Annotated in this window: 18 protein-coding genes; 13 read left to right on the forward strand and 5 right to left on the reverse strand. The window is 67.1% G+C overall.

The features are described from left to right. The first annotated feature begins 2 nt into the window (after positions 1–2). Together arsB and arsH are read left to right on the forward strand one after the other, a co-directional pair. Positions 3–1,061, forward strand: coding sequence for an ACR3 family arsenite efflux transporter (arsB, locus tag OSH10_RS20770; RefSeq protein ID WP_266334289.1), 1,059 nt, complete (start codon positions 3–5; stop codon positions 1,059–1,061). Continuing rightward, positions 1,058–1,774, forward strand: coding sequence for an arsenical resistance protein ArsH (gene arsH, locus OSH10_RS20775; protein ID WP_266334291.1), 717 nt, complete (start codon positions 1,058–1,060; stop codon positions 1,772–1,774). Before arsB ends, arsH begins: the two co-directional genes overlap by 4 nt. A 138-nt stretch (positions 1,775–1,912) precedes the next feature. Here arsH and OSH10_RS20780 read toward each other — a convergent pair whose 3' ends face one another. Both OSH10_RS20780 and OSH10_RS20785 read right to left on the reverse strand, forming a co-directional pair. Beyond that, positions 1,913–2,533 carry a LysE family translocator gene (locus OSH10_RS20780; protein ID WP_266334293.1) on the reverse strand — a complete coding sequence of 207 codons (621 nt, stop codon included), beginning with the start codon at positions 2,531–2,533 and terminating at the stop codon, positions 1,913–1,915. Continuing rightward, the gene (locus OSH10_RS20785; protein ID WP_266334504.1) at positions 2,526–2,984 is read right to left on the reverse strand and encodes an Lrp/AsnC family transcriptional regulator; all 459 of its coding nucleotides are present in this window, start codon (positions 2,982–2,984) and stop codon (positions 2,526–2,528) included. Before OSH10_RS20785 ends, OSH10_RS20780 begins: the two co-directional genes overlap by 8 nt. Before the next feature lie 291 nt (positions 2,985–3,275). On the opposite strand from OSH10_RS20785, the gene OSH10_RS20790 reads away from it, so the two are divergent. The 6 genes from OSH10_RS20790 to nikE all read left to right on the forward strand — a co-directional run bounded on the left by OSH10_RS20790 (position 3,276) and on the right by nikE (position 10,234). Beyond that, positions 3,276–5,087 (forward strand): sulfatase-like hydrolase/transferase, encoded by a 1,812-nt coding sequence (locus tag OSH10_RS20790; RefSeq protein WP_266334295.1) that lies wholly within the window; start codon positions 3,276–3,278, stop codon positions 5,085–5,087. 229 nt (positions 5,088–5,316) lie between these two features. Then, complete coding sequence (gene nikA, locus OSH10_RS20795; protein ID WP_266334298.1) at positions 5,317–6,825, forward strand: nickel ABC transporter substrate-binding protein; 1,509 nt, start codon at positions 5,317–5,319, stop codon at positions 6,823–6,825. Positions 6,826–6,832: 7 nt separating this feature from the next. Next, positions 6,833–7,777: a nickel ABC transporter permease subunit NikB gene (nikB, locus tag OSH10_RS20800; RefSeq protein ID WP_266334300.1), complete on the forward strand. Its 945-nt coding sequence runs from the start codon at positions 6,833–6,835 to the stop codon at positions 7,775–7,777. Positions 7,778–7,815: 38 nt separating this feature from the next. Then, positions 7,816–8,652: a nickel ABC transporter permease subunit NikC gene (nikC, locus tag OSH10_RS20805; protein WP_266334505.1), complete on the forward strand. Its 837-nt coding sequence runs from the start codon at positions 7,816–7,818 to the stop codon at positions 8,650–8,652. Continuing rightward, on the forward strand, positions 8,649–9,428 hold the full coding sequence (locus tag OSH10_RS20810) for an ATP-binding cassette domain-containing protein (protein ID WP_407660744.1): 780 nt from the start codon (positions 8,649–8,651) through the stop codon (positions 9,426–9,428). Before nikC ends, OSH10_RS20810 begins: the two co-directional genes overlap by 4 nt. Further along, positions 9,425–10,234, forward strand: a complete 810-nt coding sequence (gene nikE, locus OSH10_RS20815) for a nickel import ATP-binding protein NikE (RefSeq protein WP_266334302.1) — start codon at positions 9,425–9,427, stop codon at positions 10,232–10,234. The genes OSH10_RS20810 and nikE overlap by 4 nt, the downstream gene beginning before the upstream one ends. 83 nt (positions 10,235–10,317) lie before the next feature. Here the strand turns inward: nikE and OSH10_RS20820 are convergent, their stop codons facing one another. The 3 genes from OSH10_RS20820 to OSH10_RS20830 all read right to left on the reverse strand — a co-directional run bounded on the left by OSH10_RS20820 (position 10,318) and on the right by OSH10_RS20830 (position 14,493). Then, positions 10,318–11,325 (reverse strand): aldo/keto reductase, encoded by a 1,008-nt coding sequence (locus tag OSH10_RS20820; protein WP_266334507.1) that lies wholly within the window; start codon positions 11,323–11,325, stop codon positions 10,318–10,320. 7 nt (positions 11,326–11,332) lie between these two features. Continuing rightward, positions 11,333–12,610 carry an L-fuconate dehydratase gene (locus OSH10_RS20825; RefSeq protein WP_266334304.1) on the reverse strand — a complete coding sequence of 426 codons (1,278 nt, stop codon included), beginning with the start codon at positions 12,608–12,610 and terminating at the stop codon, positions 11,333–11,335. Between the two features lie 230 nt (positions 12,611–12,840). Continuing rightward, entirely contained in the window at positions 12,841–14,493 is a 1,653-nt protein-coding gene (locus OSH10_RS20830; protein WP_266334306.1) for a CYTH and CHAD domain-containing protein, read from the reverse strand. A gap of 483 nt (positions 14,494–14,976) precedes the next feature. Here OSH10_RS20830 and OSH10_RS20835 point away from each other — a divergent pair, with 483 nt between their 5' ends. The 5 genes from OSH10_RS20835 to OSH10_RS20855 all read left to right on the forward strand — a co-directional run bounded on the left by OSH10_RS20835 (position 14,977) and on the right by OSH10_RS20855 (position 20,961). Further along, positions 14,977–16,320: an ABC transporter substrate-binding protein gene (locus OSH10_RS20835; protein WP_266334308.1), complete on the forward strand. Its 1,344-nt coding sequence runs from the start codon at positions 14,977–14,979 to the stop codon at positions 16,318–16,320. Between the two features lie 165 nt (positions 16,321–16,485). After that, positions 16,486–17,400, forward strand: a complete 915-nt coding sequence (locus OSH10_RS20840; RefSeq protein WP_266334310.1) for a carbohydrate ABC transporter permease — start codon at positions 16,486–16,488, stop codon at positions 17,398–17,400. After that, complete coding sequence (locus OSH10_RS20845; protein WP_266334312.1) at positions 17,397–18,314, forward strand: carbohydrate ABC transporter permease; 918 nt, start codon at positions 17,397–17,399, stop codon at positions 18,312–18,314. Before OSH10_RS20840 ends, OSH10_RS20845 begins: the two co-directional genes overlap by 4 nt. Continuing rightward, complete coding sequence (locus OSH10_RS20850; protein WP_266334314.1) at positions 18,311–19,363, forward strand: Gfo/Idh/MocA family protein; 1,053 nt, start codon at positions 18,311–18,313, stop codon at positions 19,361–19,363. Before OSH10_RS20845 ends, OSH10_RS20850 begins: the two co-directional genes overlap by 4 nt. Next, on the forward strand, positions 19,360–20,961 hold the full coding sequence (locus tag OSH10_RS20855) for an N-acyl-D-amino-acid deacylase family protein (protein WP_266334316.1): 1,602 nt from the start codon (positions 19,360–19,362) through the stop codon (positions 20,959–20,961). The genes OSH10_RS20850 and OSH10_RS20855 overlap by 4 nt, the downstream gene beginning before the upstream one ends. The last annotated feature ends 23 nt before the right edge of the window (positions 20,962–20,984 follow it).

The raw sequence follows: 20,984 nt of genomic DNA on the forward strand, positions 1-20,984 counted from the left end.
CCGTGACCATCTTCGAACGCTATCTCACCCTGTGGGTAGCCCTCTGCATCGTCGCCGGCATCGCCCTCGGCCATGTCATGCCGGGTGTCTTCCAGGCCATCGGCGCGGCCGAAATCGCCAAGGTCAACCTGCCGGTCGCGGTGCTGATCTGGCTCATGATCATCCCCATGCTGCTGCGGATCGACTTCGCGGCGCTCGGACAGGTCGGACGATACTGGCGCGGCATCGGCGTCACGCTCTTCATCAACTGGGCCATCAAGCCCTTTTCCATGGCGCTGCTCGGCTGGCTGTTCATCGGCTGGCTGTTTCGCCCGCTCCTGCCGGCCGACCAGATCGACAGCTATATCGCGGGGCTGATCATCCTCGCCGCCGCGCCCTGCACCGCCATGGTGTTCGTCTGGTCGAACCTGACCAGGGGCGAACCGGTCTTCACGCTGTCGCAGGTGGCGCTCAACGATGCCATCATGGTCGTCGCCTTCGCGCCCATTGTCGGCCTGCTGCTCGGACTGTCGGCCATCACGGTGCCCTGGGGCACGCTGCTGCTGTCGGTGGCGCTCTACATCGTCGTGCCGGTGCTCATCGCCCAGATCGCCCGTCGCCGGCTGATCGCCAAGGGTGGGGAAACGGCCCTGGCGCAGGCCCTGCGGCGCCTGGGTCCGGTCTCTCTGATGGCCCTGCTCGCGACGCTGGTGCTGCTGTTCGGGTTCCAGGGCGAACAGATCCTCGCACAACCGCTGATCATCGCCCTGCTCGCGGTCCCGATCCTGATCCAGGTCTATTTCAACGCCGGACTCGCCTACTGGCTCAACCGCGCCACGGGCGAGGCGCATTGCGTGGCCGGCCCCTCGGCGCTGATCGGCGCGTCCAACTTCTTCGAACTGGCGGTTGCCGCAGCCATCAGCCTGTTCGGCTTTCACTCGGGTGCGGCGCTCGCAACCGTCGTCGGCGTCCTGATCGAGGTGCCGGTGATGCTCTCGGTGGTCTGGATCGTCAACCGTTCGAAAGGCTGGTACGAGCGTGGCCCGCTCGTCCGCCCCGCGCTTGCGGAGAAGCGGACATGATCGCCACCCTGCCCAACGTCGCCGCCGACCTGCTCCAAGCTCCCGGCTCGGACAAGCCGCGGACGACGGTCTCCACGCATCGCCCCCGCATCCTCCTGCTCTACGGCTCGCTGCGCGAACGCTCCTACAGCCGGTTCCTGACGCTGGAGGCGGCGCGGCTGCTGCAGCATCTCGGCGCGGAAACACGGGTGTTCGATCCGCACGGCCTGCCGCTTCCGGACGCGACGGCCGCCGACCACCCCAAGGTCCGGGAACTGCGTGAACTGGCGCTCTGGTCGGAGGGGCAGGTCTGGACCAGCCCGGAGCGGCACGGCGCGATGAGCGCGGTCATGAAGGCGCAGATCGACTGGATCCCGCTTTCGGTCGGTGCCGTCAGGCCAACGCAGGGACGGACCCTCGCGGTGATGCAGGTGTCGGGCGGCTCGCAATCGTTCAACGCCGTCAACCAGCTTCGCGTGCTCGGCCGCTGGATGCGCATGATCACCATCCCGAACCAGTCCTCGGTCGCCAAGGCGTTCCAGGAATTCGACGAGGCCGGCCGCATGCGCCCGTCGAGCTATTATGACCGGGTCGTCGACGTGATGGAGGAACTGGTCAAGTTCACGCTGCTGACGCGGGATGTCTCGCCCTATCTGACCGACCGCTACAGCGAGCGAAAGGAGGCGGCCGAGGCCCTGGAGGCGCGCCTCTCGCTTGGCACGGCCGTGCGATGACATCTGACGACCTCGCGGCGCTGCCGGGATCCGAGATGCCGCCGGGCGCGGGCCGGCCCGGCGTTTGAAAAGCCCGACGCGCGGACAGAAGTGGCCGCAACCTCCCGCCCTCTCCCGTTGCCGCCCAGGATGTCCCGATCAGAGACGCTCGATAAGAAGGCTCGCCAGCGCCCCAACGCCGAAGGCGATGAGGACCGCGCCGGACGCCCAGCGAACCCAGCGCGCGAACCCTTCCGGCAGCCGGCGGTGCGCGATCGCCACCGAGCCGCTCAGCAAGACCCACCAGGCCAGGGAGCCGAGAAACACGCCGGCCACCACGGTGAGCGCGTCCGATCCCTCCTCTGCCAGGCCGAGCCCCGCGAACATCGCCGCGAAGGACAGGATCGTCATCGGATTGGCGAGGGTCAACGCGAAGGTTGCCACCGAGGTGCCGAGGAGATCCCTCGCGCCGACGCTGACAGCGCCGGGGGCCGATCGGGATTGCAGGCTCTTCCAACCGAGCCAGATCAGAAAGAGGCCGCCGACCAGGCGCAACGGGCCGCTGATCCCGCTCAAGGCCGCGGAAAAGGCCGCGAAGCCCAGCGCCGCCAAACTGGCATACAATCCATCGGCAAGCGCCGTGCCGAGTCCGCCGGCCAGGCCGGCCCAGAAGCCTCGTTCCAGCGTGCGGCTGATGCACAGCGCGCCGATCGGCCCGAGCGGGGCGGCGACCGCGAGTCCGAGCAGCAGGCTCTTGCCGAACAGCGCGGGATCAAACATGCCGGGGTTCCGTCGGGTCGAAGGGTCCATCGACGACGGAGGACAGCGCGATCACCGTTTCGCTGCGCGCGATGAACCTGGCGGCTTTGAGCTCCGAGAGGAACGCCTCGAGTTCGGGGAGCGAGCCGACATGAACCTTCACGATATAGGACCAGGGTCCCGTCACATGATGGCATTCGGCGATGGTGGCCTGCGACCGGGCAAAAGCCCGGAACCCCGCCTCGTCAGCCTCGGCGGCAAGCGCGATCCAGACAAAGGCCAGGATGGGTTTGCCGAAGGCGGCGGGATCGGCGTCGACCGTGAATTTGCGGATCGCGCCGCTGGCCGCGAGGCGCCGGATCCGCTCATTCACCGCGGACGCCGACAATCCCACGGCGGCGCCGATATCAGAGAGCGAGCGACGCGCATCCTCGGCAAGAAGATTCGATATTTTGCGGTCAAGCTCATCCATGGCCGCAAAATCATCTGATTCTTTCCATGAAGTCAATAAATTGTGCGCACTACATGAGAGTGACCCCGGCTCCTCGTCTTTGGGTCGGAGACTGCGCATCGCGCCCCCGTCGCCCGGGGCCGGCGGAGGGCCCCGTCCGGGTTCACCTCCCCTTGAAGCGCCCTCGGCATCGTCGCGCAGAAGAGGTGGACGACCTGGTTTTGAGATTGGCTTTTGGGCGCCGCGCGGATCTACTTGGCCCAAGGCTCAACCGACGCTGCTGGGGTTCCCAGGGACAAGACTTTCTACGATATGGGAAACCCGTTCACGACAATCGCCGTGGTCCTGGCGCTCGCCTGTGTCCTCTACCGCCTTCGACGACGCTATCTGCGCGCGCATCGCTGCCGGATAAGACTGCGCGCCGAAAAGATCGGCTGGCCGCTGATCGTCGCGAGTCTGTTCGGCATGTGGCTGGGGATCACGGCGCAGATCCCGTCGATGCTGGCCCAGGGGATGCTGGTCGCGCTGGGCTCCGCCTCGCTCGCCATCGCCGCCGCCATCGATCTCTGCTGCCGGCAATATCTGGGCGCGGCGCCGCTGACGATCTGGCGGACCGTCCCGATGTCGAGCGCCGGTTTCTCGGTTCCCGTGCTGGCCTCGACCTATCTTCGCGCTTTCTTGCCCGCGGGCCTCGTGCTGGCGATGACCGCGCTTTTCGTGGTGACAGGGACGCTGGCGCATGGGCTGGCCGGGCCCGGCGCGCTCTCCCTGGCAACCGCTTCCGTTCTCCTGGTCACGGCGATGGTGGTCTGGGTCCTGCTGGAAAGGATGCAGGCCAGACCGAGCCTGTCGGAGGAGGCGCTAAAGTTCCTGCTCGCCGATCGCGAGATGGCCAGCAAAGACCGCAGCCCGCGAGAGCTCTATGCCGCCGACCGTTCGAACGCCTTCCGGCTCAAGCGGTCCGCTCCGGCCCTGCCTGAGACGATCCTTCTGATCATCAACGAATCCGCCGGAAATTTCCTGCCCTCGAGCGAGGGGGAAACGTCGCTCGCCCAGCGGATTCGCATCCTCAGCGGCAGGCCGGAGGAATGGTTCGCCCCCCGCAACGTCGTCACCAACTCCTGCTGCACCGAGATCAGCTTTCCCTCGATCCTGACGGGCACGGGCTCGCATGAGGGGATCGAGACGCTGCACCGCCTGCCCTTCGTGTTCGACCTGGCCAAGGCACGCGGCTACCGCACGGCGCTGCTGATGTCCTCGATCCTGCAATGGCTGCATCTCGACCGCTTCCTCTCGGCGGCCCATCTCGACGAATTGAGCAGCGCCGAGACGAGCGGCCGGCCGCTCGTCAACGACCTCGGCATCGACGATGCGTTCACGGTCGAACGGTTCGAACGGATGATCGAGACCGCCGAAGGGCCGCTCTTCGCGATCGTCTTCCTCAATGCGCTGCATGTGCCGTTCCAGACCGAAAGCCGGCTTCCCGTCGCCGCCGGCCTGAGAGACAGGCGCTCCCGGGCGATCGCGATCACCGAGAGCGCGCATCAGCGCCTGTTCGATGCGCTGAAGCGGGCGGGACGGTATGAGGCCGCGCTGATCGCGTCGATCGGGGATCATGGCGAACTGCCAGGCCATGACGACACCCCGCGCGCGACCATTCCCCGGCTGGAAAATGTCACCGACTGGGTGCTGCGGCCGCTTTTCCTGCTGAAGCCGCCGCACAGCCTGCCCGGGGCGATGGCCGAGGCCCTGCATGGCAATGCCGACAGCCTGATTGCCAATGTCGACATCGCACCGACGCTGGCGCATCTGCTCGGCGCCACCCTGTCGGACGGTCTCGCCTATACCGGGCGCAGCCTGTTCGAGCCCATCCCGGCCGAGCGCGTCGCCATCGCCACCAGCGCCAATGAATGGCGTCCTTGGCACGGCGCGGCGGTTGCGCTGGCGCGCGGCCGGGAGCGGCTGACCTGCGACCGGTATGATTTCCTGCAATATGACAGCGGCGACGGGACCGATCCGGAAACCGCATCGCTGCGCCGCCAACAACTGGTCGAGATGGCGATGGAGGTCGAAACCGTGCGCCAGAACATCGCCCATATCTATCGCGTGGGCTTGGGCCGCTAGGATTTCAACAGCGGCTCGCCGACGCGGCCACGCGTTCGTGCTGGCGAGGACGGCCAGAAGCTGGGACGTTTCCAGCGGCTCCGGCACGGGCCTCGCCTGTGAGTATGATCTTTTGTACTAGACATCATACGATACTTCCCCTTAGCCTCGCGCAACACAGGGTTGTCGAGAGGGGCGAGGGATGCGTGGCGTTTGGGTCGGAGTGCTGCTGGGAATCGCGGCGGCGTGCATGCCTCTCGCGGGCGCTCTCTCGCAGACCCTGAACTTCTCCTGGCCTTCGAATGTCGGCCCGCTCGACCCGCACGGCTATGCGCCCAACCAGATGTTCGCGCAGGGCATGGTCTACGAATCCCTGGTGAAGTATCAGCCGGACGGAACCGTCGCGCCCTGGCTCGCGACCGCGTGGACCACATCCGAGGACGGCCGCACCTACACGTTCACGCTCCGCGACGGAGTCACGTTCTCGAATGGCGAGGCGTTCGACGCCGCCGCCGTGGTCGCCAATCTGGAGTCGGTAATCGCCGACCGCCGGACCCATGACTGGCTCGAACTGATCAACCAGTTGCAATCGGCCAAGGCGCTCGACGGGAGGACCGTCGAGCTGCGGCTGAAGGACCCCTACTACCCGCTCCTGCAGGAATTGGCGCTGGTTCGCCCCGTGCGCTTCATTGCGCCGTCGCAACTCCAGGCCCCCGGCGCCTCCCGGGCGCCGATCGGCACGGGTCCCTGGAAGCTCGTAGAAACGCGGCTCGGCGAATATGACGTCTTCGAGCGCAATGACGGCTACTGGGGCGACAATCCGGCCTATCAGAAGGTCGTCGTCAAGGTCATCGCGGACAGCAATACGCGGGCCGTCGCGCTGGAGACGGGCGGCATCGACCTGATCTATGGCGACGAGGGACCGATCACGCCTGACACCTTCGCCCGCCTCAAGGCGCAGGGCTATGCAGCCGAGATCTCGCCGCCGCTCGGGACCCAGGTGCTCGCCCTCAACACCAACAAGGGGCCGACCCGCGACCTCGCCGTGCGACAGGCCATCAACCACGCCGTCGACAAGGACACGCTGATTTCAGCGATCTATCACGGCACGCAGACCAAGGCCGACACCCTGTTCGCGCCGTCCGCGCCCTATTCGGATGTCGGGCTGAAGCCCTATGGCTACGATCCGGCGCTGGCGGCGAGCCTGCTCGACAAGGCCGGCTGGCGTCTCGCGCCCGGCGCCCGCTTCCGCGCCAGGGACGGCGAACCGCTGCAGGTGGAGCTCGCCTATATCGGCACCGACGCGGTGATGAAGTCGATGGCGGAGGTGCTGCAGGCGGATCTCGCCAGGGTCGGCATCGAGGTCCGGCTGCTCGGCGAGGAGGCCAATTCCTTCTATGCCCGCCAGACGGACGGCAATTTCGGCATGATCTTCGGCAACACATGGGGCGCGCCCTACGATCCGCACGCCTTTGTCAGCTCGATGCGGGTACCGGCGCATGCCGATTACCAGGCGCAGCTCGGCCTCGCCGACAAGGCCGGGATCGACGCGAAGATCGGCCAGGCGCTGACAAGCACCGACGCGACGAAGCGCCAGGCGCTCTATGCCGACATCCTGACCCGCCTGCATGACGAGGCGGTCTACCTGCCCCTCACCTTCTCGACGGCCATGCTGGTGGCGCGCGACACGGTCGGCAATCTCGGCTTCGGCGCGACGCAGTTCGACTATCCCTTCGCCGCCCTGACGCCGAAGGAGTGAGCGCGCCATGGCCGGCTTCATCCTGCGCAGGCTGCTGCTCCTGATCCCCATCCTGCTGGGGGTATCCATCCTGATGTTCGTGATCCTGCGGATGGCGCCCGGTGACCCGGCGGTCGCCTATCTCAAGCTATCGAGCATCCCGCCAACGCCCAGCGCCGTGGCCGAGGCGCGGCAGACGCTCGGGCTGGACCGGCCGATCCTCGCCCAATATGTCAGCTGGCTCAGCAATGCCGTCCAGGGCGACTTCGGCGTCTCGCACGTCACGCGGCGACCGGTGATCGACGACATCCTGCACTACCTTCCGGCGACGCTGCAGCTCGCCGGCGCGGCGCTGCTCTTCACGCTCATCGTCTCCGTACCGCTCGGCATCTGGTCGGCGCGCTACAAGGATCGATGGCCGGATCAGTTGGTGCGCGCCTTCGCCTTTGTCGGCGTCTCCACGCCGAATTTCTGGCTCGGCTTCCTGCTGGTGCTGCTGTTCTCGCTGACGCTGAAATGGCTGCCGCCCATGGGCAAGGGCGGCTGGCAGCACATGATCATGCCGGTGCTCGCCGTCTCGTTCATGTCGCTGGCGATCAACGCCCGACTGCTGCGCGCCAGCATGCTGGAGACGGCGAGCGCCCGGCATGTGCTCTATGCCCGGCTGCGCGGCCTCGGCGACCGGCAGGTGGAGCGGTCGCATATCCTGCGCAACGCGCTGCTGCCGATCGTGACGGCGACCGGCATGCATGTCGGCGAACTGCTGGGCGGCACGCTGGTGATCGAAAGCGTGTTCGGCTGGCCGGGCATCGGCCGCTATGCCGTCTCGGCGATCTACAGCCGGGATTTTCCCGTCATCCAGTGCTTCACGCTGTTCCTGGTCACCATCTTCGTCGTCTGCAATCTGCTCGTCGACATCCTCTATGCGTGGCTCGATCCGCGCATCCGCCTAAATGCGGAGGCCGCGATATGAGCGTCGCCAGTCTCGACGCGCGCGCTTCGCGACGCCGGATGTGGCGCCTGCCGATCCGCGACAGCTGGGCGGTGCGCATCGCTCTCTTCATCGTGGCCCTCCTGGCGATCGCCGCCATCGCGGCGCCGTGGATCGCGCCCTACGATCCCGATGCCGTGGACCTGGCCCGGCGGCTTCAGAGCCCGAGCCTCTCCCACTGGCTGGGCACCGACCATCTCGGACGGGACGAGCTTTCGCGGCTGATCTACGGCACCCGCGTATCGCTCGGCTCCGTGGCGCTCAGCATCGTGCTGATCCTGGCGCTCGCGATCGCCGTCGGCGGTCTCTCCGGCTATATGGGCGGCCGCATCGATCAGGCGATCATGCGGTTCTGCGATTGCTTCCTCGCCTTTCCGACGATCGTGCTGGCGCTGTTCCTGATCGGCATCCTCGGCACCGGCATGGTCAACGTCATCATCGCCATCGCGCTGTCCCACTTCGCCTGGTATGCGCGCATGGTTCGCGGCCTCGTGCTTTCCTTCCGGCAGCGCGATTTCGTACTGGCCTCGCGCGCCGCCGGCGCCAGCCGCGTGCGGGTGTTCTTCGAGCACCTGTTCCCGGCGATCATGGCGCAGATGATCGTGCTGGCGACGCTCGACATCGGCCACATGATGCTGCACGTGGCCGGGCTTTCCTTCCTCGGCCTCGGCGTCCAGCCGCCCACGGCGGAATGGGGCGTGATGATCGGCGACGCGCGCCCGTTCGTCTGGTCGATGCCGATGCTGATCCTATGGCCGGGCCTCGCGCTTCTGCTCAGCGTCATGGCCTTCAACATTCTGGGCGACGCGGTCCGCGACCGGCTCGACCCGAGCCTGCACGGGGACCACCAGCATTGAGCGAGACCCTGACGATCGAGAACCTGCATGTCGCGGCGCAGCACGGCCATCACGACCATGTGCTGGTCGACGGCGTCAGCCTGACGCTTCGCCGGGGCCGCATCCTCGCACTGGTAGGCGCCAGCGGCTGCGGCAAGTCGATAACCTGCAGCGGCGCGCAGGGCGTACTGCCGCCGGGCGTACGGGTCACGCAGGGACGCGTGCTGCACAACGACACGACCGTCGCGCCGGAACGACTGCGCGGCCGGGTCGTCGCGACGATCCTGCAGAACCCACGCAGCGCCTTCAACCCGATCCGCACCATGGCGGATCACGCCCGGGAGACGCTGCGCGCCGTCGAAAGGCTCGACGGCGACTGGCGGAGCCGGACGCTCGAGGCCTTCGCGACCGTGGGGCTCGAGGACGCCGAGAGCGTGCTACCGCTGCACGCCTTCGAGATGAGCGGCGGCATGCTGCAACGGGCGATGATCGCGCTCGCCCTGCTTTCGGATGCGCCGTTCCTGTTCGCCGACGAGCCGACGACGGATCTCGACCTGATCGTGCAGGCCCGCATCCTCGACCTGCTCGACGAACTGGCGCGGCGGCGCAATCTGGGCGTGCTCCTGATCACGCATGACATGGGCGTGGTGGCGCGGCTCGCCGACGAGGTGGCAGTGATGGAGAACGGCCGCATCATCGAGCGGGCGACCACCCGGGAGATCTTCGACAACCCGCAGCGCATCGCGACGCGCGAACTGGTCGAGGCGCATATGTCGCTCTATCCGGAGGTCGCATGAGCGTGATCCTCGCCGCCCGCTCGGTCTCGAAATCCTATTCCAGCTATTCCCTCACCGGCCGGTCCGCCCCGAAGACGGTGCTTCGCGATGTTTCGCTCGATATCGCGGCCGGTGAGAGCATCGCCCTGCTCGGCCGCAGCGGATCCGGCAAGAGCACGCTCGGCCGGCTGCTGCTGGGCTTCGAGCGCCCGGATGGCGGCAGCGTCGCGTTCGAGAACGAGAGCGTGAGTGGCCTTTCGGGCGAGCGGTACCGACATTATCGGCGTTCGGTGCAGGTGGTGTTCCAGGATTCGCTCGGCGCCGTGAACCCGCGCCACAGCATCGGCCGGATCATCGCCGAGCCGCTGCGCCATCTCACGGATCTGAACGAGGACACGCGAAGCGAAAGGGTTCGCTCGCTGCTGGCGCAGGTGGGCCTCGTTCCCGACGACGCCCGCAAGCTGCCCTCGCAGATGAGCGGCGGCCAGCTGCAGCGCGTCTGCATCGCCCGCGCCATCGCGCCGGCGCCGCGGCTGCTCGTGCTGGACGAGGCGGTATCCAATCTCGACCTCGTGCTGCAGATCCAGATGATCGCGCTGCTGAGAGATCTTCAGGCCCGGCTGAAAATGGCCGTGCTGTTCATCACGCACGACCTTCGGCTGGTGCAGCTGTTCTGCAGCCGCGTCATCGTGCTGGCAGAAGGCCGGATCCAGGAAGACGCTCCGGTGACGCGGGGGCTGGCCCTGCGCTCGGCCGAGGGTCGGTTGCTGCAGGACGCAATCCTGCCGGCCCGGCCGGTCCATCGGGCGCCGGCCTTCTGCGACTGAAATGACGGCGCGGGGCAGACGATAGAGTGGGGCCGGCCCCGCCCGATGGCGGGATGGCCGGCCCTCTTGCTTCCGGCGTCCCCTCAGCGCGGCGCGAGATCCGGCGCGAGGAGGCCTTCTGCGACAAGATCGGCCCAAAGCGCGTCGGGGATCGCCCCGTCCAACGCCGCCATGTTTCGATCGAGATTGCGCTTGCTGCTGACGCCGATCAGCACCGAGGCCACGGCCGGATGGCTGAGCGGGAAGCGCTGCGCCGCGACGGCCAGCGGCACGCCATGGCTACGGCAGATCCGTTCGAGCCGGTTGACGCGCTCCACGATCTCCGCCGGCGGTTCGGCATAGTTGTAATGCGCGCCCGGCACGGCGCCGGTGGCCAGGATGCCGGAGTTGAACACGCCGCCGATCACCAGGCTGGTGCCGCGCGCGAGGCACGCTTCCAGCAGCGGCCGCGCGCCCTCCTGTTCCAGCAGCGTGAACCGGCCGGCGAGCAGGAAGGCGTCGATCTCGGCATGATCGAGCGCCTGGAGGCAGACCTCGACCTCGTTGACGCCGAGTCCGATCGCCTTGACGTCGCCGCTGGCGCGCAATTCCTGCATCGCCTTCAGGCCGCCCGACATGGCGACGGGGAAATATTCCGCGTTCTGCTCGACGCCATGCGTGTCGACGCCGATATCGTGCATGTAGAGCACGTCGATGCGGTCGAGGCCGAGGCGATGCAGGCTCGCCTCATGCGAGCGGAGAATGCCGTCATAGGAATAGTCATATTCCTGCTCGAACGGCAGCACGTCGACAAAGCCGTAAAAGCCCATCTCGCGGCCACGCAGCGGCGTCAGGATACGGCCGACCTTGGTCGAGAGGACATAGCTGTCGCGCGGCTTGGAGCGCAGGAAGTCGCCGAGGCGGCGCTCGCTCAGGCCATGGCCATAGCGGGGCGCCGTATCGAAGAAGCGGATTCCGGCATCCCAGGCCGCCTGCAGCACCTCATGAGCGGCCTCGTCGGAAACCGCCTGGTAGAGATTGCCGATTCCGGCGCCGCCGAAGCTGATCGTCGTGACGTCCAGTCCGCTCCGCCCGAGCGGGCGCGTGGCAATGGTCATGTCAGCCTCCGAACTCGTTGGCGACGATCGATTCCGCCTTCATCTCGATCGAGAAGCCGGGGCGCTTGGGCGGCATGTAGGCGGCGTTACGGATCTCGCAGGGCTCGACGAAATGCTCGTGCAGATGGTCGACGAACTCGATGACGCGGCCTTCCTTGGTGCCGGAGACGACGAGATAATCGATCATCGAGAGGTGCTGGACATATTCGCAGAGGCCGACGCCGCCGGCATGCGGCCAGACCGGCAGCTTGTACTTCGCCGCCATCAGCAGCACCGCGAACACCTCGTTGAGGCCGCCGATGCGGCAGGCGTCGATCTGGACGATGTCGATCGCGCCTTCCATGATGAACTGCTTGAACAGGATGCGGTTCTGGCACATCTCGCCGGTGGCGACCTTCACCGGCGCCACGCCGGCGCGGATCTTGCGGTGGCCGGCCACGTCATCGGGGCTGGTCGGCTCCTCGATGAAGAAGGGGTTGGCGAACTTCAGCTTGCCGACCCAGTCGATCGCCTGATCGACTTCCCAGACCTGGTTGGCGTCGATCATCAGGTAGCGGTCCGGCCCCATGACCTCGCGCACCGCCTTCAGGCGACGGATATCGTCTTCGAGGTCGCGGCCGACCTTCATCTTGATATGGGTGAAGCCGGCATCGACCGCCTCCTGTGCCAGGCGGCGCAGCTTCTCGTCGGAATAGCCGAGCCAGCCGGCGGAGGTGGTGTAGCAGGGATAGCCCTCGGCCAGCAGGGTGGCGCGGCGCTCTTCCTTGCCCTTGGCGGCTTCGGTCAGCAGCGCCAGCGCTTCTTCCTTCGTGACGCAATCGGTCAGGTAGCGGAAGTCGATGATGTCGACGAGCTGTTCCGGCGTCATGTCGGCGACGAACTGCCAGACCGGCTTGCCGGCTTCCTTGGCCATCAGGTCCCAGAGCGCGTTGACGACGGCTCCGGTGGCAAGATGCATCGCGCCCTTGTCGGGTCCGATCCAGCGCAGCTGGCTGTCGGCCGTCAGGTGGCGCCAGGCGCGGCCGGGATTCTCCCGCACCCAATCCATGTCGAGGCCGACGATCAGGTGGCGCATCGCGCGGATGGCGGCGCAGCAGATGTCGTTGCCGCGGCCGATCGTGAAGGTCAGGCCATGCCCGTCGAGCCCGTCGCGATCGGTCTTCAGGATGACATAGGCGGCCGAGTAATCGGGATCGGGGTTCATCGCGTCCGACCCGTCGAGCGACTGCGAGGTCGGGAAACGAAGGTCGTGCACGGCGATGTCGACGATGCGGGTCATGGGCTTTCGGTCATCCATATGCAGGGGAAGTTCGGGTCGATGCGGTCGGCGTCCAGGCAGCGGGGGCAGCCTATCCTACGACCGGGGCACAGACCGTGTCAGCAAGGCTTCCATCGGTCCATTGCGTCAGATTTGAATGTGCTATTCATATGTAAGCAATCTGGGCAGGACGGTCAATCGCGCTCCGCCCGAAGGCGGCCAAGCGAAGGGTGGTCGCGCGACACGCCCCGTCAGCCCGCACGCCGCTTGCGCGTGCGGCCCGCTTCGAAGGTCCGCGTGAAATCCAGCCAGCGGCGGCGCAGCGCCACCTCGCCTTCCGTCAGCGTGACATGCTGCCGGGCCAGGACGATGTCCGTGGCACGCCGCGCCGCGAGGGACAGGCCTTCCTCGGCGAGCTGGTTCAGCAACTCCGAGGCCCGGATCGCGTCGTTGAGCCGCCCGAGCTGATCCTGAAGACGTTTCAGGGTGGCGACGTGGCGGCGCGCCGCCTTGCGCTTCTGGACGATCGGCAGAAACAGATCGGCCGCATAGGCGAGCGACTTCACCCGGATCCGCAGATGATGCCGCCCCTCGGCATCCAGCCGATCGAACTTGCGGCCGCGTCGCAGAACCTGCCGATGCAGGTCCGCGAGCGTCCTTCTCGCGAATCCCTTGATCGGTTTTGCGAAGCGGGCTTCCCCGTCGGGTTCGGTGTCGCGCCAGCCATGCCGGCTGGTCCAGAGGCCGAGGCTGAGCAGCAGGCGCCCGGCCCGGCCGCTGGTCACCGCCTCGGCCGCCTGCTCATGCGCAAGCGCACGGTGCTGCTCGATACGCTGCACCAGCGCGCGGAAGCCGGCCCGCTCCAAACCCGCCGAGGTCGCGGCCGGCACGATCTCCCGTGCCAGAACATCCCAGTCGCGGGCGTCGCCAAGCTCTCCGGCCAGCCAGCGAACCTCGTCCGCCAGCACCCCCGCCAACAGGCCGCCCTCGCTTCGCTTCACCAGCCACAGCGCCATGCGGATGTGCCGCAGCGCGATGCGCATGCCATGCACCCCTTCCGCGTCGGCGGGATCGGCCACGCGCGGCACGTGATCGACGGCCTGCATCAGGGCCGGGCCCAAGAGGGCGCCGAGCGCCTGATCGCGCGACATCTTGCGGGTGAGGCGAACCTCGTTCGCCGCCTCCCGACCGGGCCCGCCCAGAGCGAGCGCGAAGCCGCGATCGGACTTCGTCCTCCCGCTCGGCACGAGCGGCGCATGGTTCGACAACTCCAGCGCCAGTTCGTAGAGCGCGGTCACCGAGCCGCGCTTCAGTTCCAGCTCGACCTCGGCGACCGGCTCCGCGCGCTCGCCGGCAAGGATCTGGCCCCGGTCCAAGGCGACCTCTATGGTCGAGCCGGCAAAATCCAGCGTCACCTGCCGCCGCTCGATCCGCGCCGTGAACAGGGGCCGGAGCGGCGCGGCGCCCAGCGCATCGGCAATATCGACAGGCAGAAGCCGGCTCAGCATCGCGCCATCGATCGAAGCGGAGGCCACCGCTTCCTCGCGCTCGAACCGGGTCAGCCCAACGCCCCGCTGCGCCTTGACGGTCATGACGAAGCGACCCCTGTCCTCGCGCACCCGCAGCGTATATCCGGACTGGCGCAGCAGCATCGCGTCGGTGTCGTAATAGGTCGAGAGAAGCTGGCGCGTGCGCCATTCGCCGATACCGGCGAGGATCGGCGCCGTGGCGACCGCGGCGATCTGCGAGGGATCGCGGCAGGTCAGCTTGAGTTCGATTTCGCAATCGGTGGCAATGTCCGCCACAGGCGTCGGCAAGATTGCCGCCGCCGCTGTCTTCCCGCCCTGTGGGCCGCGCAAATCCGCCTCCTGTTCAAGCGACGTTCGCGAAGCCATGCCGCCCATGGCAAGCATCACCCCCTCCAGATGTACGCCAAACGGTCGCGCTTGACCAACAACCCCTGCAAAGACGGCTCACCACACCTTGCTGCGCCCTCCACGGGGCCGGATCGCACGGGAAAACCGGCCCGTCAGCCCGTGAATACGGAGGCATCATATGATGATTTTACGGACAATATTATGCGTTGATATTTGATAGCGCCTGCCATAGCGTGACGTTTCGGGGGGCGCGGCGAGGCGCGGAAACGGGGGCGGAGGGCCCCCTCGGCGCCCAGGCTGACAACCCGAGACAGGCTGCCGACAACCATCGGCGAGCGGATTTCGGCCAAGGGGCGGGACGTGGCAACGCACCCTCGCCCGGCCGGGACGACAAGGCGAAGACCGGCTCCGACGGACGGCAACAGTCCGCGGAACGGGACGACGGGAAGGACGGCCGCGCCGCCCTTCCGCGCGACGACGCGGAAGACCATCCAAGGGAAGGGGTTCACCATGAAGACCAGAGATACAGCGAAGACCGTTTCAGGCGGCCTCGATCGGCGCGCCTTTCTGAAGGCCGGCGGCGCCAGCGCGATGGCCGCCCTCCTGGCGCCGGGTCTGGCCGGCCGCGCCGAGGCCGCCGGCTTCACCGGCTCGCTCGACATGCTCGCCTGGGATTTTCAGCCCGACACGATCAAGACGCTGGTCGGCGAGTGGACCGCCAAGGGCAACCCGACGGTCAATGTCGCCGTGATCCCCAATCTCGGCTATTCGCCCGCCCTGCAGACGCGCCTGCGCGGCGGCGACGCGATCGATCTCTATTACAACTTCGCCTACAATTCGCAGAAGTTCATCGACCAGGGCTGGGCCTCGAAGCTGAATGGCCTGCCGGGCGTCGACGACATGGTCGGCGACATGTTCGAAAGCGCGCGCGCGGCTTATGTGAACGCGGCCGGCGACATCATCAGCGCCCCCTATTTCTCCGCCGTCCACATGATGCACTACAACCAGCGCATGCTTGGGGATGCCGGCATCGCCGCCGCGCCGCAGACGCTGAAGGAGGTCTATGACGCGTCGAAGACGCTGAAGGACAAGAACGTCGTCGCCTCGCCCTATGTCGCCTATTGGGTCAAGGAATTCTGCGAGGAATACCTGCACACCTATCTGCTGAACGAGGGCGTCACCGCCTTCGACGCCGCCGGCAAGCCGGTCTTCGCCGACGACCCGAAGACCGAGGGCGTCTTCGAATGGTGGCAGGCCATGTATCAGGACGGGCTGGCGCCCAAATCGGTGCTGAACGACGACCCAGGCAAGCTTTCCAACCAGATGGCCCAGGGCGAAGCGGCCTTCTTCGTGCTGCATCACTACTTCCTGTCCTCGATCCGCAGCCTTGGCGGCCCGGAATCGGCCCATGTCATGCAGGGGCCGATCGGCGGGACGAACCACACGTTCCAGATCGGCGAAGTGCTGCAGCTCGGCGCCGGCGAGGACCCCGCCCGGCGCGAGGCGGCCTGGGATTTGATGAAGTTCTATGGCTGGAAGGATTCGGCCGGGAAGTTCAGCGTGTTCAACCAGTGGGCCAAGGCCGCCGGCCTCGCCGCGCCCTATCCCGGCTTCTTCACCGACCCAGACGTGATCGCCGCCTTCCCCGACTATTATGACCTGCCGCTGATCTCGAAGACCTTCGAGACCGGCTCCAAGGTCGTGCCGGCGCGCACGCTTCCCTGGTATCCGGACTTCCAGGCCAAGGTCGGCGACGTCGTGCACGCGCTGCTGCTCGGCCAGGCGACGCCGAAGCAGACGGTCGAGGCCCTGACGGCGGCGGCGAACGCGGCCCAGAAGGGCCGCAGCCTCTAAGGCGGCCGCTCCCTCACCTCTCCCCGGCGAGAGGCGGGCCAGTCCACCAAGCGTGGATCTGTCCCGAGCAGCAAAGCGAAAAGCGGGACGGAGGCGGGACCGGGCGACAGCACCGCCCCCGCGCCCGGCACCGGCAATCCCTGACCTTGCCCGAAGGATGCGACCTTGACGGCCTCCTCCCTTTCCAGCAACGCCCTGACGCGCGACGACCGGCGCTTCGGATTCAGGCTGACGGCGCCGGCCGGCATCCTGCTGGCCGTCCTGCTGCTGGTGCCCACGATCCTCACCATCCTCTATAGCCTGCACGACGTCCCGGCCAACGGCCGCAGCCTCGGCCCGTTCGTGGGGCTGGAGAACTACACCATCGTGCTCGGCAGCTCGGTGTTCTGGCGCTCGGCCTGGGTGACCTTCCTGTTCTCGGTCGGCTTCGTGGTTCTCTCGACGCTGATCGGCCTCGCCATGGCGCTGCTGCTCAACCAGCCTTTCATCGGACGGGGCCTCGCCCGCGCGCTACTGATCATCCCCTGGGCGACGCCCTGGCTGATGATCGGCATCCTGTGGAAGTGGTTCGCCGATGGCAGCGTCGGCGGGCTCAACGCCGTGCTGCTGATGATAGGCGCGACGAGCGACTATCACGACTTCCTTTCCGACCCGAATTCGGCGCTCGCGATCACCATCATCGCCGCCGTCTGGCGCCAGGCAAGCTTCGCCGGCATCCTGCTGCTGGCCGGCCTGCAGACCCTGCCGGGCGACCTGAACGAGGCGGCTTCGCTCGACGGCGCCAATCTCTGGCAGCGCTTCCGCAACATCACCCTGCCCTGGCTGCGGCCGGCGCTCGTCACCGTCACCGTGCTCAACGTCATCTACGCCTTCCTGCAGTTCGACGTGATCTTCGCCATGACGCAAGGCGGGCCGGGCGACGCCACCCAGGTGCTGTCGATCCTGATCTATCGCCAGCTCTTCGGCGTGACCCAGATCGGCCTCGGCTCGGCGCTCGCCGTCATTCTCGGCTTCGTCGCGCTCGCCGGCGGGCTGATCACCGTCAAGCTGCTTTACGCCCGGGGGAGCCAACCCGCATGACCGCCCTCGCCTCCATCGCGCCACGGCGTCTGTCCAAGGCCGCGACCGCCAGCGGCCGGCAGCGCAGCTTCGCCGCCAGCTGCGGGATCTATCTCTGCGTCGCCGTCTTCGCGATCTGGATCCTGCTGCCGGTCTGGTATCTCGTCGTCTCCAGCCTGATCACCCCGGCCCAACTCGGCGTGAAGCCGTTTCCGATGGTGCCGGGCAGCATCACCTTCGACAACTATCTCTCCGTGCTCACCGGCTCGACGGGGTCGAAGGGCTTCGGAAGCACCGATATCGGCGCCCGACTGCTGCCGGCGATCGGCCAGAGCTTCTTCGTCAGTTCCGTCCTTGTGGTGCTCAACCTCACCATCGCCGGGCTCGCCGCCTATGGCCTGTCGCGCTACCCGTTCCGCGGCTCGCGGCTGTTCGAGCTTTCGATCATCATCTCCCGCGTCGTGCCGGCGATCGCCATCATCGGGCCGTTCTTCGTCGCCTTCCGCATTACCGGCATCCTGAACACGCCCTGGGCACTCATCGTCAGCTACAACGTGTTCACGCTGCCGCTGGCGATCATGATCCTGAAGAACTACTTTGATCAGTTGCCGCGCGAGATCGAGGAAGCGGCCAAGATCGACGGCGCTTCCCGGCTTCAGACGCTCTGGATCATCGTCGTGCCGCTCGCCCGCCCTGGCCTCGTCGCCGCCGGCGTGCTGATCTTTCTCGAGGCGTGGAGCGAGTTCTTCTATTCGCTGGTGCTCACCAACCAGTTGACCGTCCCGCCGCTGCTGGCCGGCTTCCAGTCCGTGCAGCAGTTCAACTGGAATGCGCTGGCCGCGGCTACCGTCATGTCGATGATCCCGCCGGTCGTGCTGGTCATCATCTTCCAGCGCCATGTCGTCGGCGCGCTGACCGCCGGAGCCGTGAAATGACGCAGCCTCTCCGCGCCGCCGTGATCAGCGCCGGCTCATGGTCGCAATCGAGCCACCTGCCGGCGCTCGCCGCCCATCCGGACGTCGAGCTGGTGGCGCTGTCGAGCCTGAACGAGACAACGGCCAGAACCCTCGCCGCCGCTTTCGACGTGCCCCTGGCGTTCAGCGACTGGCGCGACGTGCTGGCCCAGAAGCCCGATGTCGTCGTCGTCTCCAGCCCGCCGGTGGCGCATGAAGAGCAGGTGATCGCGGCGCTCGAAGCGGGCGCGCATGTGTTGGTTGAAAAGCCCTTCGCGCTGGAGGCCGGCGCCGCGAGCCGGATGCGCGACACCGCCGAACGGGTCGGCCGAATCCTGCTGGTCGGCTTCGGCTGGCCGGCGGCGCCCTGCTTCGCGCTGTCGAAGGCGCTGATCGATGCCGGCGAGATCGGCCGGATCGAGCATCTGACCATGCATCTCGCCGTCAATACGCGCGCCCTGCTGCTGGGCGGCACCGATGGCGGCTGGGGCGGCGACGGCAATTCGGCCGCCTCCACCTATACCGACCGAAAGATCTCTGGCGGCGGTTCAGCCGCCGTGTCGATGTCGCATCAGCTCGGCCTGATCGAGTGGCTGGCCGGCGAACCGATCGTCGCGGTCAGCGCCAGCACCTATCCGCCGGGGCGCGAGATCGACCTGCATGCCAGCGTCAGCGCCGAATTCGCCGGCGGCGGCATGGCCGCGATCAGCAGCGCCTCGACCCATCCCTATCTCGCCCGGCCGCAATGGCACCTCGCGCTCTATGGCGACAAGGGCCAGATCTGGCTCGATTCCATCGCCGACCATGTCCGCCTGGTGCGGGCGAACGGCGACGTCGTCGAATATGGCGAGGCCGAAGCTTCCGGCCTCTATGATTCCGGCGCCCCGACCCGGGCGCTGATCGAATGCGCGCTCGGCGCACCCGCCCCCACGGGCCTGACCGCCACCCTCGCGGCGCATGTCGTCGCCGTCACGGACGCCATCTACGAAAGCGCCCGCACCGGACAGACAATACGGATCCCCACAGCATGACCTCGAAGACCACGCTTTTTTCCGGCGGCATCCTCGTCGATGGCCTCGGCTCCGATCCCGTGCGCGGCGACGTGCTGGTGCAAGACGACCGGATCGTCCGCATCACCGACGGCACTGAGACGCTCGAAGCCGACCGCACCATCGCCATTGACGGGCTGATCCTCGCCCCCGGCTTCATCGACATGCACACCCATTCCGATCTTCAGGTTCTGGTCCAGCCCGACCACACCTCCAAGATCACGCAGGGCGTGACGACCGAGGTTCTCGGCCAGGACGGCTTGAGCTATGCGCCGATCGACGAGGCGACGCTGGCCGAACTCCGCGCCCAGCTGAAGGGCTGGAACGACGACCCGCCGGGCTTCGACTGGAACTGGCGCTCGGTCGCCGACTATCTGCAGCGTCTCGACGGCAATACCGCCGTCAACACCGCCTATCTCGTGCCGCATGGCAATCTGCGCATGCTCGTCATGGGCAACGCACCCCGCCTCGCCACACCGGACGAGCTGGAGCAGATGAAGGCGCTGCTGCGCACCGCGCTCGAGGAAGGCGGCGTCGGACTCTCGACGGGCCTCACCTATGTGCCGGCGATGTACTCCGACACCGACGAACTGGTCGCGCTCTGCGAAGTCGTCGCCGAATATGGCGGCTTCTACTGCCCGCACCACCGCAATTACGGCCTCGATGCGCTCGGCGGCTATCGCGAATGCTTCGACATCGCGCGGCGCTCCGGCGTCGCGCTGCATCTCGCCCACACGCATCTCTCCTTCGAATGCAATCGCGGCAAGCTGCCGGAACTCCTGAAGATGCTGGACGATGCCATCGCCGACGGCGTCGACCTGACCTTCGACAGCTATCCCTATCTCGCCGGCATGACGACGCTGCTGTCGCAACTGCCGAGCTGGGCGCTGGCCGGCACCGGCGAGGAACAGATGGCCCGGCTCCGCTCGCCCGAAGATCGCGCGAAGATCATCGAGGCGCTCGACGTCACCGGCTCGGACGGACACCAGGGCCTGACCGTCAACTGGTCGACGGTGCATGTCGTCGGCACGCCCGGCGCGCCGGAACTCGAATGGGTGATGGAGAGCGATCTCGCCGCCGCCGCCGAAAAAGTTGGCAAGAGCCCGGCCGAGTTCGCGCTCGACATCCTGGTCGCCACCGAGCGCAGCGCGCCGTGCGTGTTCTTCATCGGCCACGAGGACCATGTGCGCGCGCTGATGCAGCGCGACGAGCATACGGTCGGCAGCGACGGCATCCTGGTCGGCGACCGGCCGCATCCGCGCTCCTGGGGCACCTTCCCGCGCATGCTGGAAACCTATGTGCGCGAGGAAAAGGTTCTGACCTTGGCCGAATGCATCCGCCACATGACGAGCACGGCGGCAAACCGCCTGCGCCAGCCCGATCGCGGCCGCATCGCGGTCGGCGCCAGGGCGGATATCGTCGTCTTCGACCACATGACGGTGAAGGCGAACGCCACCTATGAGGTGCCGCGCCAGGCCGCCTCGGGCATTTTCCACGTCATGGTCAATGGCGAACTGGCGCTGCAGGATGGCGCCATGACCGGCGTCCGCTCCGGCCGCGTCATCCGCATGCCGTCCTGATCCCGCTTCCTCCGAAGGTACCC

Source organism: Kaistia defluvii, from assembly GCF_026343955.1.
GTDB lineage: Bacteria > Pseudomonadota > Alphaproteobacteria > Rhizobiales > Kaistiaceae > Kaistia > Kaistia defluvii.

Excerpts from the sequence above, each read along its gene's own strand:
- OSH10_RS20845 (WP_266334312.1), top strand. The coding sequence starts at position 17,397 with ATGACCGCCCTCGCCTCCATCGCGCCACGGCGTCTGTCCAAGGCCGCG.
- nikB (WP_266334300.1), top strand. The coding sequence starts at position 6,833 with ATGGCCGGCTTCATCCTGCGCAGGCTGCTGCTCCTGATCCCCATCCTG.
- OSH10_RS20780 (WP_266334293.1), bottom strand. The coding sequence starts at position 2,533 with ATGTTTGATCCCGCGCTGTTCGGCAAGAGCCTGCTGCTCGGACTCGCG.
- arsH (WP_266334291.1), top strand. The coding sequence starts at position 1,058 with ATGATCGCCACCCTGCCCAACGTCGCCGCCGACCTGCTCCAAGCTCCC.
- OSH10_RS20855 (WP_266334316.1), top strand. The coding sequence starts at position 19,360 with ATGACCTCGAAGACCACGCTTTTTTCCGGCGGCATCCTCGTCGATGGC.
- nikA (WP_266334298.1), top strand. The coding sequence starts at position 5,317 with ATGCCTCTCGCGGGCGCTCTCTCGCAGACCCTGAACTTCTCCTGGCCT.
- OSH10_RS20825 (WP_266334304.1), bottom strand. The coding sequence starts at position 12,610 with ATGACCCGCATCGTCGACATCGCCGTGCACGACCTTCGTTTCCCGACC.
- OSH10_RS20830 (WP_266334306.1), bottom strand. The coding sequence starts at position 14,493 with ATGGGCGGCATGGCTTCGCGAACGTCGCTTGAACAGGAGGCGGATTTG.
- OSH10_RS20785 (WP_266334504.1), bottom strand. The coding sequence starts at position 2,984 with ATGGATGAGCTTGACCGCAAAATATCGAATCTTCTTGCCGAGGATGCG.
- nikE (WP_266334302.1), top strand. The coding sequence starts at position 9,425 with ATGAGCGTGATCCTCGCCGCCCGCTCGGTCTCGAAATCCTATTCCAGC.
- nikC (WP_266334505.1), top strand. The coding sequence starts at position 7,816 with ATGTGGCGCCTGCCGATCCGCGACAGCTGGGCGGTGCGCATCGCTCTC.
- OSH10_RS20850 (WP_266334314.1), top strand. The coding sequence starts at position 18,311 with ATGACGCAGCCTCTCCGCGCCGCCGTGATCAGCGCCGGCTCATGGTCG.
- OSH10_RS20835 (WP_266334308.1), top strand. The coding sequence starts at position 14,977 with ATGAAGACCAGAGATACAGCGAAGACCGTTTCAGGCGGCCTCGATCGG.
- OSH10_RS20790 (WP_266334295.1), top strand. The coding sequence starts at position 3,276 with ATGGGAAACCCGTTCACGACAATCGCCGTGGTCCTGGCGCTCGCCTGT.